Raw genomic sequence first — 23147 nt, forward strand, 5'->3', positions numbered from 1 at the left:
CAAGCCTGTGCGGACAGCCGCATCGCGGCTGCGGCGTCCTGGTGAGGCTGGCCGTGAGCGCCACGAGGTTCGCTGCGGCGAGCACCGGATGAGGCGGCAACGTGCGGGCGTGGGCGTACTGGTGGGCGATGACCGCTCGTTCCAGGTCCCAGTTCGTGGCGTCCCTTTCGCCCATGCGCCTGCGGAGTGTCTGCTCCAGGTTGTGTGCCTGTTCCGATGAGGGCAGGGCGGGATCGGCCTCCTTCATCAGGAAGGTCGCGTTGTGTCCTGGGCTATCTGCTCCTGGGGAGTTCTCGGTTCGGGCTTCGGTTGGGTTGGCCGGCCCTGGCGTGGAGCGCGGTCCGCGTCGTCGGCGGTCGCGGAAGCCGGGAGGGGCGGCAGACGCGGGACGCTGTCGGCGGGAGCCCACCGGGTGGGGGGCTGCGGTTCCGGTCTCGGGCCGGGCAGTGCGCACAGGACGTACCGGGCCCCGCCCGGTGCCGGGGAGCTGAGATGAGCGGTCACGACGGGGGCGCACGGCACCTGGTCCCACACCGCACGGAGCGCGGCCGTCGAGGGGCTCTCCAGAAGTCTGGTCACGGTCGACGGCGGGCGCAGTTCGCCGGACGGGTCGGGCACCAGCAGGATGTCGTGTCCGTGGCGGACCACCGCGACGACCGCCTCACGACCTGGTGCCTGCCGTGCGGCTGGCGAAGCCGGGCATCCGCAGTCCGCCTCGGACCTGGTGTTGTGAGCCGTCTCGCACCGGTCGGCGGCGTGCTGCTGTGCGGCCGTGCGTAGCGCGGCGGCGGCATCCGGCCCGCTCACAGCTGCAGCGAGGAGTGTGTCGATGGCGGCCTCGGCGGCCGGATCGGCGCGGTAGGACGGCTCGTAGCCCTCGCTCACGCACAAGGTGCGCCCGCTGGGCAGGTTGAAGCGGCTGCACAGCGCGCCGAGTAGGTTGGCCAGTGCGGTCAGCTGGGGTGAGCGGAACGAGACGATCCGCAGGTCGAGACCGGTCTCGGTGCGGTGGGCGAGTGCGGTGAGCCGCCGCGCCGTGTGCTGCGGGCAGCCGGACCGCCTGTACAGGAGCTGGTCCTGGAGGACGAGCGTGGTCAGCGCGCGGGGCCACGGCCGGGGGCCAGCCCGCGAGGGCACGGGCACGGGCGGGTCCCAGTCCCATTGGGCGGGCCACAGGGGTCCCAGGGCGACCGCCGTCATTTGTCCCGCCGCCTGTTCGGCCGCGGTGAGCCGTTCTGCCGCACCGGGGAACAGGTCCCTGAACACCGGGTCCCTGTTGACCGTGAGCTGGGTGACGGCTTCCCGTTCGGCTTCGCTGTCGATGCCCACCGCGGCCCCGGCCGCCAGGGCCTGCGGCACTGTCGGGGCTGCGAGCCCGGATTCCAGCAGGTGCACCTCGCCCGTGGTGCGGTCGAGAACATCGGCGACCGCGCCCGTGGACAGGCCCGCGCCGAGCCGGCGGTGACGCAGCCACATGCCCAGGAGAACGGCGGCCACAGGAGCGGGAGGAGACCAGAGGCCACCCGTACCCAGCGTGGGTCCGATGGCCTTCATGGGCATCTCGGTGACAGTCTGCCGGGTCACGCGGTCACCGCCGGGAGCACGGTGGCCCCGGAGTTCCGGGCGCCGTTGGTGGCGGGGAGCGCTGCCGGAATGTGGGCGGGTTCGTCGATCGTGGGGCGCTGGGCGGGGATCCGCGCACGGGAGGCGGTGCCCAGTCGCCATGCCGCGTCGCACAGTGCCCAGCTCGTGAAGCCCTGTGGGTAGTTGCCGACGTGGCGTTTGCGGACCGGGTCCCATTCCTCGGCGAAGAGGCCGAGGTCGCTGCGCAGGGCGAGAAGCCTGGCGAAGAGTACGCGGGCCTCGTAGGCCCGTCCGGTCATGGTGAGGGCTTCCACGAGCCAGGCCGTGCAGGCGAGGAAGGCGCCTTCGTGTCCGGGGAGCCCGTCCACGCCCGGGTCGCTGCCCGGGGTGGTGTAGCGCAGGAGGAACCCGTCTGCGGTGGTGAGTTCGCGCTGGACGGCGTCGATGGTGCCGGTGACCCGCGGGTCACCGGGAGGCAGGAACCCCACGATGGGGATGAGGAGGAGGGCGGCGTCAAGGTCGGCCGAGCCGTAGGACTGGGTGAAGGTGTTGCGCACCGGGTCGTAGCCCTTCTCGCACACCTCTTGGTGGATTTCGTCGCGCAGTGCGCGCCAGTGTTCCAGCGGGCCGGCGGCCCGGCCGGACTCGATCAGCCGGACGGTGCGGTCCAGTGCGAGCCAGGCCATCACCTTGGAGTGGACGAAGTGGCGGCGTGGGCCGCGGACTTCCCAGATGCCCTCGTCCGGTTCCTGCCACTGTTCGGCGAGTTCGTGTACCAGTGCGATCTGGAGGGCGTCGGCCTGCGGGTCCGGCTCCAGTCCGTGGAGCCGGGCGGTGTGCAGGGCGTCGATGACCTCGCCGTAGACGTCGAGCTGGAGCTGCCCGGCGGCGGCGTTCCCGATCCGGACGGGCGCGGAATTCTCGTAGCCGGGCAGGTGGCCGAGTTCCCGCTCCGGCAGGTCCCGCTCCCCGCCGACCCCGTACATGATCTGCGTGGGCCGCCCGTCGGCGAGGGTGCGCACGAGCCAGGTGCGCCAGGCTCGGGCTTCGTCCAGGTGGCCGTGGCGGGTGAGTGCGGCGATGGCGAGGGCGCCGTCGCGCAGCCAGTGGTAGCGGTAGTCCCAGTTGCGGCTGCCGCCGATCTCCTCGGGGAGGGAGGTGGTCGGGGCGGCGACGAGAGCGCCGGTGGGGGCGTGGGCGAGGGCCTTGATGGTGATCAGGGAGCGGGTGACGGTGTCCCGGTCGGGGCCGGTGTAGGAGCACCGCTCGGAGAAGGCCCGCCAGTACGCCGTGGTGCGGGTCAGGGTGGTGGCGGTGTCGGGTATGGGTGGGGCGGGCCGGAAGTTCGGCTGCCAGGTCAGCGCGAACGCAAGCCGCTGCCCGGCGGCAATGGTGAACTCTGAGAGGAGCGAGGCGTCGTGGAGGCGGGTGGGCGGCTCGGCGTCCAGCCACAGGCTGCCCGTCCCGGTACGGATTGTGAACCGGTCACCGACGGTGCGGATGCGGGGGCGGCGGCTGCCGTATCTGGGGCGTACGGCGAGGCCGGAGCGCATCGGGACCCGGCCGCGGACGCCTTCGACGATCCGTATCAGCTGGACCGGGCTGTTGTCGTCGGTGTGGGGCGGCATCAGGTCCAGGATCCGCACGGTGCCCTCAGGGGTGTCCCACTCGGATTCCAGGACCAGGGTGTTGTCCAGGTAGCGGCGCCGGGACGCGGGCGCGGGGGTGCCGGTGGCGGAGAGTCCGGTGGTGGGGGCGAGGCTCCATTGGCCGTGTTCCGGGGTGCCGAGCAGGCGGGCGAAGACCGCGTCGGCGTCGAAGCGCGGCGGGCACCACCAGTCGACGCTCCCGTCCCGGGAGATGAGCGCGGCGGTGTTCATGCCGCTGAGGAGGGCGTAGTCCTCCAGCGGCGGGGCGCAGACAGTCATGACGTCCTATGTCCGTTCGGTTGCCGCCGTGGGACCGGCGGGCGGAGCTGGGGGCGGGCAGGGGATGCGCCTCTTCGTCAGCCGATGGCGCAGTCGTGGCCTGCGCGGCGAGGACGACCGGGTGCGGTGAGCTTCAGCGGCGCCAGAGGGGCGACCTTCCGGTGCAGCGCGTCGATGGCTCTGCCATGGTGGAAGACGGCTTTGACGGCTTTGTGGTCGGAGCCGTCGATGTCCAGCACCTCGACTTTGATCACGGCCTGCACCAGGTACGGGTCGCCGTAGATGCGGTCGAGGCGGCTGTAGCCGCCCTGGTCCTCGGTGCCGGGGGCCCATCCGGCCGTGTGGGACAGCGCTTCGCGCTGACCCAGCGTGTGGGCGGCGTAGCGGGCCACGTCGTGCAGTCCGCATCCCAGCAGCTTGCGGTCCAGGTAGGTGCAGCTCTCCAAGGTGCCGTCAGGGCCCGGGTTGGTGCGGTACTGGATGTGAGGCAGGTCCCGCACCGTGGTCCAGTCGATCTGCGGGACTGTCTCCCCGTCCGGTGCGGGATACTCATTGCAGTCTCCGCCGCCGATCCATCCGCCGTGGCGGCCGACGCCGACCAGCCGGGAAATGTCATCGGCCTCCCTCTCCCGCTGGCGGGGTGAGGTCGGTGTGTTGTGCCATGACATCAGGATGATCGGAACGCGGGGGGCGCCGTCCAGCGTGGCGATGATGTTGGTCGGCGGTGTGCGCCAGTCCGTCAGCTCGTACTGGTGGGTGACGGTGAGAACGTCCGGGCGAACGAAAATTGCGGTGGGGTGCTGGCCGACTCCTGCGGGCGCGAGGAAACCTCGCATGCCCCCCAGTGCCCGTTCGGCGAGGTGGAGGCGGGCATGGCCGTCCGCTCGGGATCGGGTCGCTTCCTGCCGGAGGAGAATGGCCGGGTCGTGGGCTGCGAGCGCCTCGTGGGCATCGTGCCACCTCTGGGACGGCCTGCCGTGCTCGTCGGGGCCGCCGTCGAGTTCAAGATTGAAGCTGATCACCGTGAACGTTTCCACGCGTTTCCTCCTGTGATGGGTTCGGGAACTCTGGGCAGACGCCTGTATGTGCGGTGCGCAGGCCCCTGGAATCCGCCCGGCCGCAGGTCCTTGCCGTCTCGAACACTGCGGTCGGGGCCGGCCCGGGCGGCTATCGCCGTGCTTCCAGGTGGCGGTTGAGGTGGCTGCGGACGGCGGGGTGGACGCGGGGCAGATAGGTGCCGATGTCGATGATCGGCACCCACCTCATCTCGACCGTCCCGGCAGCAGTGGGGGCTGCCCAGCTCAGGTATCGGCAGGCCACGAAGGTGGTGCGGGTATGGGTGCGGGGGTGGATCTGATGGCCCAGCCGGGGCCCGAAGACCACCCTCGCTCCGGTCTCCCGGTGAGCCTCGCGGGCCGCGGCGTGCTCGGGTTTCTCTCCGGGGGAGACCTGTCCGCCGGGCAGACGCCAGAGCGGGACAGCGGTGAGGGGGCGGACGAGGAGAACGTGGAGGTCGCGGACGACGACCGCGCAGGCCACGTCGGTGGTGCAGGACGGTGCCCCGGACGGGCCGCCGTCCGTGCGGGGGGTGGGGAGTGCGGACAGGGGCACCGGGGGGAAGCGGTCGTCGGCGGTGGCGCAGGTGACGTGGTCGGTGAGCAGGGCCGCGGCGGCGAGCTGGGTGCGGTTGCCGGCTGCGAAGAGGTCGTGCAGCCGGGAAAGGGTGGTTTCGACGGTGCGCCGGGTCCGGCCCAGATCGAGGGCGATCTCCTGGGCAGAAGCGCCACTGAACACTGCGTTCAGATAGGGACGCTGCCCCTCGGTGACAGGCGGGCGGGCGGAGGGCAGCGGAACGTCGGCGCGGGTGACCAGGTGGTGCAGGACGCCGAGTGACACCGCGTGGATGTTGCTGCCGGCCCCCATGGCCTCGCGCAGGCTGGTCAGACGGCCGGTCACCGAGCCCTGCGTGGTGCCGAGATGCTCGGCGATGGCCGGGGTGCTGGTCGCGGACGCGAGCAGCCGCAGCAGGACGATGCCGTCGGGTCCGATATCGGGACATGGTGGCGGTGCGGGCACGGTGGCCAGAAGGGTCTGGGGCGTGGAAGACACAGAGGCTCCGGAGCAGCGGCGCTGGGGCGGCGTGTGAGGTGTTGGGCAGGTCAGGTACGGGTGGCCGGCGCAGATGCCGGGGCGGAACGGGGGCGGGCGAAGCGCTGTGACCACTGCGGGTGTTTGTCCGGGGTGAGGGCTTCTTCGGCGAGCCGGTGCAGCTGGATGTCGTTGGTGCCTGCGGGGGGTTCGACGCACTGGGCGTCGCGCAGGTAGCGCTCCATGGGCAGGTCGGCCAGGAGTCCGGCCGCGCCGAGCGTCTTCATGCCGAGGGCGGTGGCCCGCAGGGCTGCTCGGACGGTCTGGTACTTGGCGGCCATCAGGTCCGGATCGCAGGGGAGGCCGTGGTCGAGCCGGTGGGCGGCGTGGTAGACGGTGAGGCGGGAGACGCGGAGCAGGACGTCGATCTCCCCGACCCGGTTACGGACCGCGCTCTCCTGGGAGATGCGCGGTCTGCCGCGTACGTGGGCGGTGACGTGGTCGCGGGTGGCGGCCAGGATGCCCAGCGCGATGGCTGCCAGGTTCAGCCTCCCGTACAGGACGGAGCTGGAGTAGGCGATGTCGAGTCCGTCACCGATCTCGCCGATGCGGTGGGTGTCGGGGACCCGGACCGTGTCCAGGACGAGTTCCCCGAAGGAGAAGCCCCGCAGGCCGATGCGCGGGGTGTGCGGGGCCAGGTGTACGCCCTCGCGGCCGGTTTCGACGAGGAACGCCGTCAGTCCCTTCGTACCCTTGCCGGTGCGGACGACCACCCCGTGCACGTGCCCGATGTGCGAGTTGCCGACGTACACCTTCCGGCCGTTCAGCACCCAGTGCCTGCCCCGGCGGCGGCCGGTGGAGGTCATGCCCAGGACGTGGCCGCCGGAGTCCCGTTCGGTCACCGCGATCGTGGGCAGTACGGATCCGTCCGCGACGGCCGGGAGCCACTCGCGCTGCTGTTCCCCGGTGCCGAAGTGCTCGATCATCGCGGTGCCGAGGACGGACGCCTGGACGGCGGCGCCCATGGCAGCGCTGACGTAGGACAGTTCCTCGGTGAGGACGGTCTTCGCGGTGTGGCCGGCGTCCATGCCGCCGTGCTCGGAGGGGACGGTGATGCCGATCCAGCCCATTTTGGCCATCTCGCTCACGAGGCCGTCCTCGATGGCGCCGGTGGCTTCCATGTCGGGTATGCGGGGTGCGATCTCCGCCTGGGCGAAGGCGCGGACCGTGGCGCGCAGGTTCTGGTGCGGGTCGGGATCGGGTGCGGTGGCCCTGTCGCGGGCTGCGGCGGCGCCGGGGCTGGGGCTGGGGTGGAGGTCTGGGAGTCGGTCGGGCATCGCTCTCCCTCCGTTTCTGAGGTCAGCGGTCAGCGGTCGGCGGAGGGCAGGAAGAGAAAGGGCGCCAGATCGTCGGATTCGGACTTGATGAGGGCGAGGTAGTGGTAGGCGTCCGCGTCGGGGCGGGGCGCGGTGTCGATGAAGCAGAGGGTGGCCAGGGTCCGTCCGGACTCCGGGTCGACGAGGGGCGCACCGACGTAGGTGCGGACGCCGAGGAGGTCCACGACCGGGTTCGAGCGGAAGCCGGGATGGGCCCACGTGTCGGTGATGACGAGGGCCCGGCCTTCGCGGGCGATCAGGGACGGGCAGAAACCATGGGTGAGGGGCATGGTGCGCGGGATGAGCGGCAGGTCGGGCCGGTCCGCCCGGTAGAGGCCGGAGAAGTACTGGCCGTCCGCCATGAGGAGGTTGACCATCGCGTACGCGGCTCCGGCAGTGCTGCCCAGCTTGGTGACCGCCTCGTCGAGGTCGCCGCGGGGCTGTTCGTGCAGGCCCAGTTCGTGCAGGCGGGCGGCGCGGGCGGCGGAGGACGGGGCGGGCGCGGGGAGCAGCCCGGGGGCCGGATGGTGTCGGTTCACAGGAGTGCTCCACGCGGCGTGGGAGGGGTCAGGGAGGTGAGGAGGGTGGCCAGGACCGTGGCGACGGACTGCGCGTCGCGGGCGTCGCACGTGACCACGGGCACCCCCTCGCCCACGTCCAGGGCGGCGCGGACCTCACGGGCGGTGTAGCGGCGGGGGTCGCGCTCGAACTCGTTGACCGCGATGACGAAGGGGATACCGAGCTGTTCGGCGAAGTCCAGGCCGGGGAAGGAGATCTCCAGGCGGGAGGTGTCGACCACGACGATCGTCCCGAGTGCGCCGTGGGCGATCTCGGCCCACGTGGAGCTGAACCTGGGCTGTCCGGGCGTGCCGAAGAGGAACACCGTCATCGGAGGGTCGGCGTCGGCGAACGTGATCCGGCCGAAGTCCAGTGCCGTGGTCGTGGTCGTCTTGCCCTCGGCACCGGTCAGCTCGTCGGTGCCGACGCTCGCCTGGGTCAGGCCGGCCTCCGTGTGCAGGGGTGCGATCTCGCTGACCGAGCCGACCAGGGTCGTCTTGCCCACGGCGAACCCGCCGGTGACCACGATCTTCACGAGCCACTCGGGCTGTTCGTCAGGCCGCACTGGGGTTCACCCCCCACCTGCGCTGGAGATGGGCGAGCAGTGCGGTCAGGACGGCGGGATCGCGTCCCTCGCTGCCGGAACGGCCGGAAAGGGGGACCGTGATGCGCAGTGCGCCGTCCTTGAAGAGGTCGGAGACGATGACCTTGACGATGGGGGCGGGCAGGCGCAGCGTGCCGGCGAGTTCGACGACGGACCGGTCCGCGCCCGTGCACAGGCCCAGCAACTGCCGTTGCTCGGGGGTCGGTGTGGCCGGGGTGTTCTCCGGCCGGGCGCGGACCTGGGTCTCCAGGAGCAGGGTGACATCGGGCGCGGTGCGTCCGCCGGTGAGCGCGTAGTAGGGGACGCGGGGGGTGACCTGGTCCCAGGTGTCCGCCATCTCACTGGCCTTCCGCGCGGTCGGGGGTGGCGAGGTGCCGGCCGACCTGTTTCACCAGGAAGTTCATCTCGTGGGCGACCATGCCGGGGTCCGCCGTGAGGCCGGTGACGACGGTCAGCAGGCTGCCCTTGCCCGCCGCCATTGTGTAGACCATGCAGTCGGGGCGTTCGATGGCGATCTGCCGGGTCTCCTGCGCCGGGTCGCTGCCGAACGCCTGGGCGAGCGCCCTGCATCCGGCCAGGACGGTGGCCGAGGCAGCGGCCACACGGTCCCGGTCGTCCCTGGACAGTGATGCCGTGGCGGAGCGGACCAGTCCGTCCCGGGACACGAGGGCCGCGCGGGTGGGGGGCCCGATCTTGTCCGCGAACTGATCCAGGAGCCAGTCCTTGTCCTCAAGCTCGCTCGTCGCGCTGGTGTTCTGGGCGGTCATTGATCGCTCCTGGGCTGGATGTGGGGGGATCGGGGAGTGGCCGAGGGCCCGACGGCGGGAGCGGGCGGGTGCTCGGCGGGCGGAGCCGTCGCCCGGCTCTGGCGGGAGGCGCTGAAGAAAGCACTCACGAAGCCGGGCGGGGGCGGATCGTGGGGCAGGTCCGCGTCCGCAGGGCTGTCGGTCGTGGCGGTGTCGTCGCTGTCCGGTGCGGCGGAGGCAGTGGCGCCCCGGACACGGTGCGGCAGCAGCGGCCGGTCTTCCGGATCGCCGGGTGCCGCAGGCGGGTGGGGCGTTGAGGTGTCCGCGCGGGGGTCCGGCGTGGGTGCGCCGGCGGCCGTCTGGCCGCGGCCCGGCAGGGCCACCCGGGCCGGCAGGCCCGCGACCGGGGCGGCGGCAGGGGTGGGGAGCGGGCGCTCGGGCCGGGCGGCGGGCGGCAGTTGCTCCCAGGTGACCAGGAGCCGGCGCGGCAGCACGACGGTGGCGATGATGCCCTGTTCCGGCGCCGGTTTGACCCGCAGGCCCACCGTGATCTCGTACGCTGCGGCCAGCCGCGCGACCACCGGCAGGCCGATCCGCCCGTCGGTGAGCCCGGGCAGCACCAGATCCGGCGACGGATCGGCCAGCAGCGCGTTGGCCCGCGCCAGATCATGCTCGGGCATGGACAGGCCGTGGTCCTCGACCTCGATCCGCAGCCCCCGCGAATGGCGTTCGATCCGGACGCTGACCGGCTCGTCCGGCGGGCTGAAGCCCAGCGCGTTGTCGACCAGGGCGGAGAGCATGTGGATCACGGCCGGGCCTGCGTAGCCCACCAGCCACAGCTCCTGGTCGAGCGGCCAGCGGGTCTCCACCCGGCGGTAGTGCTTCGTCTCCGCGATCCCCTGCCGCACCACCGTGCCCAGCGGTACCGGGTCCCGGCTCGGCGCGAAGCGGTCACCGCCCAGCACCATCAGGCTCTCGCAGTAGCGCCGCGCCAGCGACGCGTGGAGTTCCGCCCCGAACAGCGTCCGCAGGACCTTCGGGTCCTCGATGCCGTTCTCCACGTCCTCCAGCGCGGCCAGAAGCTTGGTGATGTGGCTGTGCAGACGCGGAGCGACACTGGCCACGATCCTGGCCTCGCGCCAGGCTTCGCCCTGCGCGCGGGACGTCTCCACCACGGCGACCGCCTCGCTCAGCACGGCGGTCAGGATCCCGTCGAACGCGGAGAACGGGTCCTGACCGTCGTCCCCCTGGACGGCCGGTGCCTCGACACCGGCCCTGGCGTGCATCTCCGCCCGGCCCCGGTCGAGCGTGGCACTGTACTGGTCCATCCAGGCCCGCGTGTTCGCCAGCGAGGCTTCCAGCTCCCCGGCCCGGACCGTGAGCCTGGTGTGCTCCCCGGCCATCTCCCTCAGCGTGCCGAGTTCGGCCTGCGCGGCCTGCCGGGCCGATTCCGCTGCGCGGTCGCGGCGGGCGCCCACCACGGCGAGCCCGGCACACAGGGCAGCCGCACCCGCCGCCGCCCACGGCCACGGCCACACCAACACCCCCGAGGCATCCGCGGCCCACGCGCCGGCGGGCACAGCCACACCGGCCAGCACCGAGCCGAGGTTGCCCCCCAGCAGCCGGGGCCCCGGTGCGTGGGTGTCCGGCGGGATGCTGCCGCCGCCTATCCCGACATGGACAGAGCGGCGCCGGGCCGTTCGACGAGACGAGATCATGGCTCCTCAAAACGCTTGATACCGGCATAAGAGTTTGAAAAAGAGGGGTGGGAAGGGACCGGCTGCCGCAGGGATCTGAGGCCAACTGCGGCAGCCGGGACCGGCGCGGGGCCCGACCGCCCCGCCGCCATCACCCCGGCCACTGGACCTGACTGTGATCCAGCGAAGCCGGGACCTTCGGCCAACTCGCCCCCGCTGCCCGGCTTGCCGGGGCGGGGAGGCCGGCCGGACCGTCCCGGGGTGGCGCCCCCGGACCCGTGACCACGGGGGGGAGTCGCCGGGACCAGGGCAGCTCACCCCGGGACGGCCGTCTTCACCAACCGGGCGGCCTCACGGCCCCCGGCCCACGACACCCGCCATCGCCACGCCGCGCGTGGACAGCAGGCCGCTCTCATGACCTCTCAGGACGGCGTGCACCGCGGAGCGGGCACCCAGCTGCCGGCACACCGCCAGTTCCACATCCCCCAGCCCACCCGGCGCGGTCGCGAGCAGGTCCGCGACCCGCTCCCACGGCGCCCCGGCCGCCCACGCCTCCAGCAGGCCCATACCCTGCGGACTCAGACCGACCGGCTGCGACCGTACGGCCGGAACCACACCGCGGCACACCGCCTCGTGCACGACCGCCGTCCACGCCATCCCCCGCCACCCGGTGAGCACCTCGCCCACCACAGCCATCCGCTCGAACACCTCCCGCTCGCACGAGACGAGACGGCAGGTGATCAGAGCGGCGACCGGCGTGCCGTGCGCGAGAGCATCCACAACCACCGCGTCCCGCACCCCCAGCCGCCCCGCCCCGCCTGCGCCGTAGAACAGACGACGGCCCAGGACACTGATCCGAGCAGGACATACCGCACCCCACACCACCAGCAGCCCACCCTGGCCGTCAGCCTCCAGCCGCACACCGTCGAAGCCCGGCAGAACGGCCAGGACCTCCACCACCTCGGCGGCGAACGCGGCCAGGACCGGCAGACTCCCGCCCAGCCGTCCCGGCCCCGACGGGACCGCCAGCAACTCCCCGCCCTCGGACAGGCCATCAAGCCGCAGTGCCACCGCGCCCGTCAGCAGCGCCGCATCGCCCAGCCAGTGCGCCGACGCGGCGCCATAAGCGACGGCAGCGGTCTGCGGCGCCTCGACCGACACCCGGCCGGACTCCCCCCGCCGCAACACGTCCGCAGCGCCCGGCCCCGCCGGGCAGACAACGGTCACAGCATCTCCTTCGACGAGCAGGAAACAGGGGCCGCGGCGGGCCAGGGCGCAACCCACGGGGACAGAGCCCTTTTCAGAGCGGGCAGGAGATCTTCCCCGGACGGGAACGGGGCTGGCATCCGGCGCAGCGGCTGCCACGGGGGGCTGTCCCACACCACGCCCGCCGTGGGCGGCAGCGGGAACAACTGCGTTTCGGTGACGGTCCGGATGTTCTCCAGGCCGGCCAGCATCCCGCCCGTCCCCGCGCGCACCAGCAGCATCACGCCGTCCCCGGTACGGATAGCGGGGACCGGCGCCGTGTCCGGCTGCAGAGACGAATGCGCCTCCAGGACCACCAGGGCCTTGCGGCCTTCCTCCAGCGGCAGGACGACCGCATCGACCCCCGCAGCCGCGCACCGGGTCCCGATCACCGTGTCCGGATCCGCCGCCAGCCGCCGCAGCGCCTCCGCGGCCGACACCCGGCCTCCGGCCCCGCCCGCGACCGTCACCAGCGGCCACTCGAGTACCTCGGTGTAGGCCGCCAGCAGCGCGGCAGGATCACTGGAACGAGGAGGCCAGGCGGCGGTGGTCATCCACATCACTTCCTTGGGGCCGGTCTGGAGAGAGCGGGGGACTGCCACGCCGGTTGCCGGGACGACGGTGCCACCACGGCCTGCATGGTCACGTCCCGAGGGGGGTCGGGCACGCTCCGTACGGAAGACGAGAAGCGTCGCAACCACCGGGGCGTCAAGGCCACCCTCATTCCGCCCTCGGAACAGCGCGCGAGGATGACGCACCTTCCCGGTCTTCCCCCGGAACGCCCCCGGAGTTCGACCAGATGCTCTAACCCGTCTGCGGAGAGGGAACATTGACCGGCGAGAGGCCCTGCCGTCACGACGACGAAAGGGAGACGGACAGGAGGAAGCCGGATGAAGACCCTCTTTCGCCACCTGCTCGACCATCGAGAACTCGGCGATCACCGGGCGTTCCTCCCCGCCTTCCGCAGAGCCGCACACGAGCTGGCGGAGATCGAGGACGACCCGTCGCTGCGGGGCCTGGACCCGGCCCTGACGACGTTCGAAGGCTGGTACTACGGACGCCGCCAGCCACAGCGGGACGCACGACGAGTGCTCAGGCACTGGCTCGGATACAGCGTCGAAGCCCTCTGGAGCCCGGCGGACTCCGTCCTCGCGCACGAACGCGAGAGGGCCGCCGAGGACGGCCGCGCCACGACGGGCGCGGTCCTGGACGAGATGAGAAGGACGGCAGCGATGGCCGCACAACGCGCAGCAGACTTCGCCATGGGAGCCGAGCACGGCAGGATCGGCCCCGAGACCCTCGCCATCGTCACGGACAAGGTCGCGGCGATAGTCGAGGACTACCCCCGCGTCCCCCTGTCCGTCATCTGGGAGGAGATGGCAGCCACCCAGGACCAGGTGTTCCGCCTGCTCGACGGCGGCCGGATCCAGCCCTCCCAGGGCCGCGACCTCGGGGTCCTGGCCACCATCCTCTCCTTCCACATGGCCAAGGGCTCCAACGACATGGGTGAACCCAGGCAGGCCATGATCCAGGCCCGCGCCGCCGGAGTCGCCGCCCAGTGGGCCGAGCACACCGGACTCGTCGGTCTCACCCTGGGCCTGAAATCCCTGATCTCCTACTGGTCGAACCAGGCGGGCCAGGCCCTGCACTACGCCCGCCAGGGGGCCGAACACTGCACGAACTCCCGCGGCACGGTCGGCGTCTGGCTCGCCGCGCTCGAAGCCCGCGCAGCTGCCCTCCTGGGCGACGAGCCATCCGCGACCGCCGCCCTCACCCGCGCCACCGACCTGCGCCGGCACGTCCAGCCCGACGACCTCGACCGCCTCGGCGGACTCCTCACCTTCCCCGAAGCCAAACAGCTCTACTACGAAGTCGAGACCCGCGTCCTGCTCAACCACCGGGGCACCGAAGTCGTCGCTCTTGCCGAACAGGCCGCCGACGCCTTCGCCGACGCCGACCTGGCGCACTGGGCCTTCGGCGACCAGGCCGGAGCCCAGTGCAACCTCGCCCTGACCCGCCTCAACCACGACCAGCTCGAAGGCGCCGCCGAAGCCGTACGCCCCGTCCTCGACCTCGAACCCACCCGCCGCAACCTCGGCATCGTCGTCTCCGCCGGCCGCATCGCCACCGCCCTCGTCCACAGCCCGGCCCGCGACGCACGCAGCGCCCGCGAACTGCGCCAGGAGATCGAGGCATACAGCTCCACCGCCCCCTCCCGGCCCGCACTCACCCGCTGACCGCCGGTAGAGTTCCCGCCCATGTACCCGGTCAGCCGCACCAGCGAGCGCCTTGCCCTGCGCGAACTGCGCGCCGACGACACCGACGACGTCCTCGCCATCTACGCGAACCCGCAGGCCACCGAGCACCTCTCGTTCACGCCACGCACCAGGCAACAGGTCACAGCCATCGTCACAGGTTCCATCACCTCGGCCACCGCAGAGCCCCGCACCGAGTACGCGCTGGCCGTCACCAGCCGCGAGAACGACCGCCTGATCGGATACACCCGCCTCGCCCACGACCCCCACCAGCAGCGGGCCGCCACCATCGGCTTCGCCCTCAACCCCTCCGCCTGGGGCACGGGATACGGCACCGAGACCGTCCGGCTGCTGCTCGCCCTGGCCTTCGAGGACCTCGGTCTCCACCGCGTCTGGGGAGCCCGCTCGCCCCTCAACCACACCTCCGCCCGCACCTTGAACAGTGCTGGCATGCTCGAAGAGGGGCGCATCCGCGAGCACATCCACAAAGACGGAGCCTGGCGCGATTCCGTCGTCCACGCCATCCTCGACCGGGAATGGACCAGCTGACCCCGCCGGTTCATGACGATCCGGCAGACTGGCGAGCACTACGTCTCCCGGAAGTGGTTCGCCCCTGTCCACCCCACCGACCGACTGGATCGCCTGGAACCCCACGACATGTCGCTTTCGGGAATCACTCTGCGGGTCATCACCCACGGGCCAGTCGATTCCACTGGCCTGGGCCACCACTCGATCGCCCCGTGCGTTCCGACGGGCCCGTGCCGTACGGCACGGGCCCGGGCCCGTGCCAACGGGACGCTCCTTTAGCAGCCAGCCCCCGCGCACGGACCCCCGCGAAGTCGACAGGGGAAGTGCCCTGCCTCCGAGGCCGACCAGCCCGTGGTGAAGGGGTCCTCCTACGCCCCGCCCTTCGAACGCACACTGCCCTCGCTCGAGAACGAGGCGAACGCCGCCGTGCAGGACAGCGCCGCGTCCTTCTGGCGCGTCAGCGCCGCGTGACGCCAACGATTCAACCGCACGGATTCGCAGCCTGGTTTGCTGGTTGCTCGGCATGACTGCGAAGTTACGGGCGGTCACGGAGGGAGGCCAGGCATGTAGCGGTGCACTTTCGGTGGCGTGCCGTCAGAAGTAAACAGGCGCTGTGTAGTTACGTGAAAATGCCCAGGTGAGAACCCACCTCACGCATGTCCGTTGTGAGAGTCCGGCGCTTTTTCGTGATCTCTTCGAACGTGATAGCCGCCGATGCTTGATGCCGGAACCACTCGGGGGCGGCCTCGTCGAGGTGCGTCAACTCTTCCATGGCAGCCGTGGCGTCTCCGGTGCGAACGTACGCGCGGGCAAGGTCAAGGCGGTAGCGATGGCCGTCGTTTGTGCTGGGGCCGCCGAGCCTGGGCCAGTGCTTCTCCTGGAGGGCCTCATCGGCCTTGGACTTCCGGATCACGGACCGCGCATCACCCGTGATCATGTGGTCTTCGAGTTCCTTCATGGCGACTGTGACAGGGCCGAACCTCGACCAGTGCCGCAGGAGGTTCTTGTGGCCCTTGCCGACTGCCTGAGCTGCGGTACTTGCTGCTCGACGGAGGGCTCTGGCCTCCTCTGGCCGGTTGTTTCGTACCGCTGCGGCTGCGGCCTCCATCGCCAGCCCGCCCCACGTTGCGTACTGGTCTGCGGTGGCTCCCATGATCTTCGGCTCCACGGCATCCATCGACGCGACGGCGATGTCCTCCGCTTCATCGAAGCGCTGGCTCCGGATCAGAAGCCAGCACATTCCGCCGACCCCGGAGGCCGCGACGATGTTGTCCCCTGCGACCTTTGCGTCCTCAATGGCGCCCTTGGCTGCCACATGTGCCAAGTCGAATTGCCTGACCTGCGTCAGGTACCTGCCCACGACATTGAGTGCCTGCGACCGGATGACGAGGGCTTCCGCACGCTGCTCTCCGGAGTCGTAGTAGGCCACGGCGTCGTTCGCGCCCCTGATGAGCGCGGGCAGGTCCGCGGCGATACTCCCATACGTGTCGCTGAAGTACAGGACGGAATTGTCGTACGTCATGCGGCGCAGACGGCGAAGATCGGGTTCTTCGCCAACGGGGGTGCTGGCCGGGGCCAGGCTGGGCGCCGGTGTGAGTGCGATACGCAGGTCACGCAAGTTCTGGCTGTTCGGATCGGCCAGCTTGACCGGCTCCGGGGGCCCAGCCGCCATCAGATCCGAGGTTTTACGCCAAGCGCTCGGGCGATGGCGTGAAGCGTCTCCATTCGGACGCCGTCGTCGCCCTGCTCGATTCTGCGAACCGGACCAACCGAGAGACCGGCACGGTGTGCGAGCTGCTCCTGGCTGAGCCCCCTTGCCCGTCGGAGGCGCCGTACGTTGTCCGCGAGTTGATCTGACATGCGTCACCATCCTTCTCCAGCCAGCGTACGACGCGACGGGGAACAGCGAACTGCCTCCGGTAGCGCTTCCGCGGGCATGCCGAAGGGGCGGGGTTCACGCCGGGACGACGCCCCCCTTCGGCCGAGGAAGTTCGGCGAGCCGGCCCGACAAGCCGCGCTCGGGCGCACAGAGTCCCCCGAGCAGTTGTGGCGCAGGTGTGTGAGGCTCCGTCGTCGTCATGGACTCTGGTATCCATGGGTGATTGATGCGACTGGGATCCGCGCCTCGTGTGTGCGGGGCACGGTGACGGCTCGCTGCGGGGGAGTGGCCGGTATCCGCTGGTGGCGTGGAGGGACGGCGGCCCGACATGTTTGCATGGGCGTTCAAGAAGCGCCGACCGGTGGGCTGTGCTCAGCGGGGCGATGCGAAGGGTGGCGGTGTGGCCGGGACGGATGTGGGAACGACGTCGACGGATGCGCTGCGCGCGAGGCTGGTCGCCGGCCTCCGGGGTGATGGCTCGATCGCGTCCGAGACGGTCGCTTCGGCCTTCCTGGCCGTGCCGCGGCACAAGTTCGTGCCCGAGCTGGATCCCGGGCAGGTGTATGCGGCGCCGGAGGCGCTCTTCACCAAGTACAACGCGCAGGGCCGGCCGACCAGTTCGCTGTCCGCGCCGTGGCTGCAGGCACAGATGCTGGAGGCTGCCCAGGTCGAGCGCGGTATGACCGTACTTGAGATCGGCTCCGGCGGCTGCAATGCGGCGATGGTGGCAGAGCTGACCGGCGATCAGTCGCTGGTCACGACGCTGGATATCGATCCCGACATCACCGCGCGGGCTCGCAGGCTGCTGTCCGGGGCCGGGTACGGCGGTGTGGGTCGTGACGGCGGACGGCGCGAGGCCGCTGCCCGAAGGGGTTCCCGCCCACGGGTTCGACCGGATCATGGTCACCGTCGGTGCAGCCGATCTGCCGTCGGCGTGGCTCGACCAGCTCGCGCCCGATGGACGGCTGGTGGTGCCCCTGTGGTTCCGCGGTCTGTCCCGGACCATCGGCTTCGCCCGAGAGGGCGACCACCTGCGCAGCGACCACCTCATCGTCTCCGGTTTCGTGGCCATCCAGGGAGAGGCGGCACACGCGCCCCGCGTGGTGCGCCTGGCCGGGGCGGACGTGCGGCTGATCGTGGACGAGGGGCAGCCCGCCGACGACGGGGTACTGGCCGGGGCGTTCGCCGGGCCACGCCACGAGCAGTGGACGGGCGTCGAACTGGGCGGGTCGGAGGGAATCCTCGCGCGGCTGGAGGTGTGGCTCGCGGGCGTGATCGCCCCCTACGGCAGGCTCCGCGCCACCAGGAATGCCGCCGAGCAGGGATTGGTCGGCTGGGTGCTGGACAAGGGAACACCCGCCGCGTGGACCGCGGACTCCCTGGCCTATCTCACCCTGCGCCAGGTCCCCGGGGCGAAGCCCGAGCGGTACGAGCTGGGCGTCATCGCGCACGGCCCGCACCATCGGGCGCTGGCCGCCGACTTCACCGAGGCAGTGGTCCGGTTCGACCGCGAGGCCCGCCACGCTGCCCGGCCCGTCCTACGGGCATTTCGCCGCGGCGATACGGAGATCCCCGGCAAGGTGACCGTCACCAAGCCGCACGTGGCGCTGGTAGTCGCCTGACCTTCAGATGGGGCTGCCCGCTCGGGCGGTCCGGTGTTGCGTCCGCAGGCGCCCGCCCGCGGACTTGTTGTGGAGGGAGCACCCATGGCACCACCGACAACCCAGGCCCAGCCGGCCGAGGTGACGGCTGACCTGCCCGCGAGCCTGGCGGACGCTTTCGACCTCGACCCCACCACGCGGGACATCGCCGTCCTGGGGGCCTTCCTGAGCGACGAGGACGGGGACGAGGGCGACACGACGGGAGACGGCTGCGGGCAGTCACCGCCACAGGGACCCACGACCGGCTGCTGACACCGCCGCATCCCGGGGCCGGACCGCCCGCGCGGCCCGGCCCCTCCACCCGTACCGCTTCCCCGACGGGATGGTCCTGTGCGCCGACTCTTCGATCCCGGCCCGATGGCCATGGCCCGCATCCCGCTCCGCCCCCTGCTCGGCCCCGCCGCCGAGAACAGTGAAGGGCTGCTGGACGAAGGGATCTTCCTGGCCAGCCGGAGCGCCGAACAGGCCGCACCCGGCACGGGGCGAGCGGCGGCGACCCGGATCGCCTACGATCTGCGCTCGCGACACCGCACCACCCCCCACGGTGTGTTCGCCGCCGTCGCCGAGGCGACCCTGAGCGCTCCGGCACCCGAGCTGCGCCTGGGGCGCCGGCATCGTGCCCTCACCGCCCTCACTCCCGCATGGCTGGCGGCGGAGACGGAGCAACTGCTGCGCCAGGAACCAGGGCTGGTGCGCGTACTCACCCTGACCGCCGCCTCCGGCATCGTGCGCCGGGGTGACCGGCTGGAGGCCGAGCATCCCGCGCCCGGCGGTGCCCGGCTGGCGAGCGTGCGTGCAACCGACGTCTCGCTGTGGCTGCTGGAGGCGACCCGCGACGCAACGCCGACGCGGGAAGTCCTCGGCCGGCTCGCCGACCGGTATCCCGGAGCGGGCCCGGAACCGGTTGCCCGCGCGGTGCTCGACATGATCGGTGCGGGGCTGCTGCTGACCGACCTGCTGCCCGATGATCCCCGCACCGACCCGCTGGCCCACCTCCTGGACCGGCTCCCGCCCTCAGCCCTGGCCCGGCCAGTCCTCGTCCGCCTACGTCAGCTCCTGAACGACAGTGACAGGCAGCGGCCCGGCACTGTGCGGCGGCGCGAGCTGCTGGAACAGGCCCGCACCCTGGCCGACTCCCTGCACCGTGCCGAACGTCCGCTCGCGGTGGACACCCTCGCCGACGCGAAGATCGCTCTGCCCGCCCCCGTCGGCGCACAGGCGGCCGAGGCCGCCACGCTGCTGTGGCGGATCGGCCACCGAACCCCGCCCCTGGCCGACTACCACCGCCGCTTCCTCGCCGCCTACGGCCGCCACCGGCTCATACCGGTGACGGAGGTCCTCGACCCGGTCACCGGCCTGGGACCGCCCGGACCGGCAGACGCGATCGGCACCCCGCAAACCCCCGACCCGCGCCGCACCGCTGTCCTGGCCCGTCTCCTCGCCGACACCCTCACTGCGGGCAAGGACGAACTCGTTCTGGACGACACGCACATCGACCAGCTCGCCAACCCCTCACCCCTCCCGCCCCCGCGCACCGCGGAGATCCACGTCCAGCTGTTCCGTGATGCCGGTCGCCTGCGGGTGGCGGTCTGCCCCGGCGCCGGCTCCCAGACCGCGGGCGCGGCTCCGGGGCGCTTCGCCCGCCATCTGCCAGCCCTCGTCCCCGCCGAGGCGGCCGACACCGGGAGCGGCCCCATGATCGCGGAGATCGTCTGCCGCCCCCGCACCGCCGCTGCCGCCGCCGTGACCGCCGAGACCGGCGCCGCACCCTGGCGCATCCCCCTCGACGTCCCCGCCCGCACCGGCGACCTCCGCCTCGACGAACTCGCCGTGACCACCATCGGCACGCACCTGTACCTGTGGTCGACCCGCCACCGACGCCCCGTCACCCCCGTCCTCCACAACCGGCTCGCCTCCCGCCTCCTGCCCCCGGCCGCACACCTTCTCCACCTCCTCGGCCACGCCGGAACCCGCCCCTGGCACCCCTGGAACTGGGACATGCTGGACTGCTGGCCCCACACCCCACGCGTCCGCTACCGGGACATCGTGCTCACACCCGCCCGCTGGCGCCTGCCCGACACCGTCACCGGAGCAGCCGGCCACCGCGAGGCGTTCCACCACGCCCTCCACGCGTGGAGGGCCGATGCCCGTCCGGCACCGCCGCCGGTCCTGGTGGTGGAGGAAGCCGACCGGCGCCTCCCCCTCGACCTGAACCAGCCCGAACAGCGCGAACTCCTGCGCCGCAGCATCCACCGCGGCACCCGCACCCTGGCCGAACCCATCGCCGCGCCCGCCGAACTCGCCGTCCTGGACGGCCCGAACAGCGCCCGCCACAGCCTCGACCTCGTCATCCCGCTACGCCGCCGCCACACGCCACGCCCCGTACAGCCGGACCCCCGCCTCGCCGTCCGCGCCCCGGGCACCGGCACCCACCTGCCGGGAAGCACCTGGCTCTCCACCACCCTCACCGCACCCGCCCGCCTCCACAACCAGATCCTCACCGAACTCACCCCGCTCCTCACCGCACTACCGGACCAGGTCGACCGCTGGATGTGGCTGCGCTACACCACCCCCGCCCTCGGCCCCCACCTGCGCCTGCGCTTCCACGCCGACCCCCACACCCTCACCACCCGCCTCCAGCCCGCCCTCGCCGACGCCGCGACCCGGCTGCATCAGAGCGGCCTCACCGGCCCGGCCGCTCTGCGCGTGGAACCGTACGAGCAGGAGACCGAACGCTACGGCGGACCCCAGGCCATTGCTGCCGCCGAGAACCTCTTCAGCACCGACAGCCGCCTCGCCCTCGCCACCCTCCACCACACCGAGGACGAACGACTCCTCCTCGCAGCAGCCGTCGCCGCTGCCACCGCCCGCACCCTCGCCCCTGACGACCCCCGTACCGCACTCCGGCCGGGCCGCCTCACCACACAGCAGCGCAGCCATCGCGACACCCTCCGTACCCGCACTACCCCCAGCCTTGCTCCCACCTCAACGCACCTGGGCATCCTCCACACCGAACGCCAGAACGCACTGACCGCCTATCGCGACACCCTCACCCCGGCCATCGCAGCACGGTGTGCCAGCGACGTCATCCACCTCCACGCCAACCGCATGATCTCCACCGACCCCGCCGCCGAGCGCATCATCCGCACCCTCGCCGCCGACCTCCTCCACCGGCCGTGACCACCCTCCAGAACCAGGCCGCCCGAACCGCCCTGGACATCGCCCACAACCTCCGCAGCCCCGACACCATCACCCGCACCGTCTCCGAACGCGCCGCCCACACCCTGTGCTACGGACTGGCCGGAACCGCACTCCTGCACGCCTGCCTCGCCCACACCGACCCCGCATCCGCGCGCCTCGCGGCCGAACACTGGGACGCCGCCGCACACCACCTCGGCAACGCCCCCGCCGACGGCATCCACACCGGCCCCGGCGCACTCGCCGCCTCCCTGATCATCGGCACCGGCTACCTCCCCACCCCCCACACCCACCGCACCACCCTCACCCGCGCCACCACTTGGCTCTCCGCCCGAGTCCACGCACTCGCCCACCACCACAGGGAACGCTCCGCCCACCACCAGGCCACCCCCTGGGCCGTCTACGACACGATCAAGGGCCTCACCGGCATCGGCCGCATCCTGCTCGCCGCCCACCACCGCGGCCAACACGCCGAAGCCGAACCGGGCCTCACCGCCGCCCTGTCCGCCCTCACCCACATGATCCTCACCCCCCACGGCAAACGCCCCGGCTGGTGGATCCCCGCCGACCTCCACCCCTCCACCGTCGAGGTCCCCGCCACGGGCGCCGCCACCACCGGCCTCGCCCACGGCATCGCCGGCCCCCTCGCACTCCTGTCCATCGCCCACCACGCCGGGCACACCGTGCCCGGCCAGACCGACGCCATCCACACCGCCGCCCAATGGCTCCTCACCCGGCAGACCCCCGACCACACCTGGCCACCCCACATCAGCGCCAAGACCCTGGACAACCCCGCCACCCGCACCCCCTCCACCGCAGAGGGACGGACCACCGCCTGGTGCTACGGCACACCCGGCATCGCCACCGCACTCACCCACGCCGCCCTCACCACCGGCCACAGACCCTTCCGCCGCACCGCAGAGCACGCCATGAACGCCCTCGCCGCTCGCCCACCGAGCCAGTGGGACACGGAGGGCAGCGCCCTGTGCCACGGCAGCGCCGGAGTCCTCCATAGCGCCCGGCGCCTGGCATGCCCCGAGCTGGCTCGACTGGCCGCCAACTCCACACTCGATTCCACCCCCGCCAGGCGGCCAGAGGGCTTCCTCACCGGCCGCGCCGGAACCGCCCTGGTTCTGGCCGATCTCGGCGCCCTCCTGCCGCAACCGGACGACCCCTGGGACAGCATCCTCCTCATCTCGTGATCACCCCCGCCGACCGCGGACCGGGACGGCAGTGGCGGCCGGGCACCCGCCGCCGGCGCCGATCGACCCGGACCTCCCCAGCGCGGACATCCGCATCGGCTACGCTGTTCGACCCTCGGCGTCGAACTCCACAACGAAGCCGCCCCGGCCGCGTCCGATCCGGGGACACCACCGGCCTTCCTTTCGCCGAGGACCTCGACTACGACGCCTACCGGGGCGGCGAATGAACTATCGCATCGCCAACGAGGCCAGATCCGGGCTCGACGCCCTCTCCGGCCCGGCCCGCAAAGACTTCAACACCCGCATCGCCGACATCACATCCATCGCCCGCAATCCGTGCGGCTGCGGCTCCACGGCGGTTCGAGGTGATCGCGACCGGCGTGATGCCACCATCGGCCACATCGCGATCATCCGCTACGGGGTCAGTCACGGTGACCGTCCTGCGTGTCATCAGCCTCTGACCTTTGCGTGCCGGACGACCAGACCGCACCAGGCGATTGTTCGTTGGCAGGCTTCTTCTGTGCCGCCGTCCTTGAGCTGGACGGACGGCGCGCAGCACAGCGTCGACGACGCAGGCGTCCAGGAACGGGTTGTGCAG

Annotated in this window: 20 protein-coding genes and 1 pseudogene; 7 read left to right on the forward strand and 14 right to left on the reverse strand. The window is 71.9% G+C overall.

The features are described from left to right. Positions 1-246: 246 nt before the first annotated feature. The 12 genes from ACFRFC_RS06095 to ACFRFC_RS06150 all read right to left on the reverse strand — a co-directional run bounded on the left by ACFRFC_RS06095 (position 247) and on the right by ACFRFC_RS06150 (position 12380). Positions 247-1584 (reverse strand): hypothetical protein, encoded by a 1338-nt coding sequence (locus tag ACFRFC_RS06095; protein ID WP_382692013.1) that lies wholly within the window; start codon positions 1582-1584, stop codon positions 247-249. Next, a complete protein-coding gene (locus tag ACFRFC_RS06100) occupies positions 1581-3512 on the reverse strand; it encodes a glycoside hydrolase family 15 protein (protein ID WP_382692012.1) in 1932 nt (643 codons plus the stop codon). Before ACFRFC_RS06100 ends, ACFRFC_RS06095 begins: the two co-directional genes overlap by 4 nt. A gap of 77 nt (positions 3513-3589) precedes the next feature. Beyond that, the gene (locus ACFRFC_RS06105; protein ID WP_382692011.1) at positions 3590-4549 is read right to left on the reverse strand and encodes an endonuclease/exonuclease/phosphatase family protein; all 960 of its coding nucleotides are present in this window, start codon (positions 4547-4549) and stop codon (positions 3590-3592) included. Between the two features lie 130 nt (positions 4550-4679). After that, the gene (locus ACFRFC_RS06110) at positions 4680-5621 is read right to left on the reverse strand and encodes an NUDIX domain-containing protein (protein ID WP_382692010.1); all 942 of its coding nucleotides are present in this window, start codon (positions 5619-5621) and stop codon (positions 4680-4682) included. Between the two features lie 50 nt (positions 5622-5671). Beyond that, positions 5672-6937 (reverse strand): acyl-CoA dehydrogenase family protein, encoded by a 1266-nt coding sequence (locus ACFRFC_RS06115; protein ID WP_382692009.1) that lies wholly within the window; start codon positions 6935-6937, stop codon positions 5672-5674. A 29-nt stretch (positions 6938-6966) separates the two neighbouring features. Continuing rightward, on the reverse strand, positions 6967-7515 hold the full coding sequence (locus ACFRFC_RS06120) for a GAF domain-containing protein (RefSeq protein ID WP_382692008.1): 549 nt from the start codon (positions 7513-7515) through the stop codon (positions 6967-6969). Further along, the gene (locus tag ACFRFC_RS06125; RefSeq protein ID WP_382692007.1) at positions 7512-8099 is read right to left on the reverse strand and encodes an ATP/GTP-binding protein; all 588 of its coding nucleotides are present in this window, start codon (positions 8097-8099) and stop codon (positions 7512-7514) included. Before ACFRFC_RS06125 ends, ACFRFC_RS06120 begins: the two co-directional genes overlap by 4 nt. After that, positions 8089-8475: a DUF742 domain-containing protein gene (locus ACFRFC_RS06130; RefSeq protein WP_382692006.1), complete on the reverse strand. Its 387-nt coding sequence runs from the start codon at positions 8473-8475 to the stop codon at positions 8089-8091. The genes ACFRFC_RS06125 and ACFRFC_RS06130 overlap by 11 nt, the downstream gene beginning before the upstream one ends. 1 nt (position 8476) lies before the next feature. Further along, positions 8477-8905, reverse strand: coding sequence for a roadblock/LC7 domain-containing protein (locus ACFRFC_RS06135; RefSeq protein WP_382692005.1), 429 nt, complete (start codon positions 8903-8905; stop codon positions 8477-8479). Further along, positions 8902-10602, reverse strand: a complete 1701-nt coding sequence (locus tag ACFRFC_RS06140; protein ID WP_382692004.1) for an ATP-binding protein — start codon at positions 10600-10602, stop codon at positions 8902-8904. The genes ACFRFC_RS06135 and ACFRFC_RS06140 overlap by 4 nt, the downstream gene beginning before the upstream one ends. Before the next feature lie 330 nt (positions 10603-10932). Then, positions 10933-11808 (reverse strand): DUF6302 family protein, encoded by an 876-nt coding sequence (locus tag ACFRFC_RS06145; protein WP_382692003.1) that lies wholly within the window; start codon positions 11806-11808, stop codon positions 10933-10935. Further along, a complete protein-coding gene (locus tag ACFRFC_RS06150) occupies positions 11805-12380 on the reverse strand; it encodes a hypothetical protein (protein WP_382692002.1) in 576 nt (191 codons plus the stop codon). Before ACFRFC_RS06150 ends, ACFRFC_RS06145 begins: the two co-directional genes overlap by 4 nt. A gap of 336 nt (positions 12381-12716) precedes the next feature. Here ACFRFC_RS06150 and ACFRFC_RS06155 point away from each other — a divergent pair, with 336 nt between their 5' ends. Both ACFRFC_RS06155 and ACFRFC_RS06160 read left to right on the forward strand, forming a co-directional pair. After that, on the forward strand, positions 12717-14063 hold the full coding sequence (locus ACFRFC_RS06155) for a hypothetical protein (RefSeq protein WP_382692001.1): 1347 nt from the start codon (positions 12717-12719) through the stop codon (positions 14061-14063). Positions 14064-14084: 21 nt separating this feature from the next. Then, complete coding sequence (locus ACFRFC_RS06160) at positions 14085-14630, forward strand: GNAT family N-acetyltransferase (protein WP_382692000.1); 546 nt, start codon at positions 14085-14087, stop codon at positions 14628-14630. A gap of 598 nt (positions 14631-15228) precedes the next feature. On the opposite strand, the gene ACFRFC_RS06165 is transcribed toward ACFRFC_RS06160, so the two are convergent. Both ACFRFC_RS06165 and ACFRFC_RS06170 read right to left on the reverse strand, forming a co-directional pair. Further along, positions 15229-16131 (reverse strand): transcriptional regulator, encoded by a 903-nt coding sequence (locus tag ACFRFC_RS06165; protein WP_382691999.1) that lies wholly within the window; start codon positions 16129-16131, stop codon positions 15229-15231. 149 nt (positions 16132-16280) lie between these two features. Further along, positions 16281-16469 (reverse strand): helix-turn-helix domain-containing protein, encoded by a 189-nt coding sequence (locus ACFRFC_RS06170; protein WP_382691998.1) that lies wholly within the window; start codon positions 16467-16469, stop codon positions 16281-16283. A gap of 347 nt (positions 16470-16816) precedes the next feature. On the opposite strand from ACFRFC_RS06170, the pseudogene ACFRFC_RS06175 reads away from it, so the two are divergent. The 5 genes and pseudogenes from ACFRFC_RS06175 to ACFRFC_RS06195 all read left to right on the forward strand — a co-directional run. Further along, positions 16817-17287, forward strand: a pseudogene (locus ACFRFC_RS06175) (hypothetical protein); the annotation flags it as partial. Between the two features lie 37 nt (positions 17288-17324). Beyond that, entirely contained in the window at positions 17325-18110 is a 786-nt protein-coding gene (locus tag ACFRFC_RS06180) for a hypothetical protein (RefSeq protein WP_382691997.1), read from the forward strand. An 84-nt stretch (positions 18111-18194) separates the two neighbouring features. Continuing rightward, on the forward strand, positions 18195-18401 hold the full coding sequence (locus ACFRFC_RS06185; protein WP_382691996.1) for a hypothetical protein: 207 nt from the start codon (positions 18195-18197) through the stop codon (positions 18399-18401). 78 nt (positions 18402-18479) lie between these two features. Then, positions 18480-21329 (forward strand): lantibiotic dehydratase, encoded by a 2850-nt coding sequence (locus ACFRFC_RS06190; RefSeq protein ID WP_382691995.1) that lies wholly within the window; start codon positions 18480-18482, stop codon positions 21327-21329. After that, entirely contained in the window at positions 21326-22549 is a 1224-nt protein-coding gene (locus ACFRFC_RS06195; RefSeq protein WP_382691994.1) for a lanthionine synthetase C family protein, read from the forward strand. The genes ACFRFC_RS06190 and ACFRFC_RS06195 overlap by 4 nt, the downstream gene beginning before the upstream one ends. Positions 22550-23147 lie beyond the last annotated feature (598 nt).

It is taken from the genome of Streptomyces sp. NPDC056734 (assembly GCF_042790455.1).
In the GTDB taxonomy this organism is placed as follows: domain Bacteria; phylum Actinomycetota; class Actinomycetes; order Streptomycetales; family Streptomycetaceae; genus Streptomyces.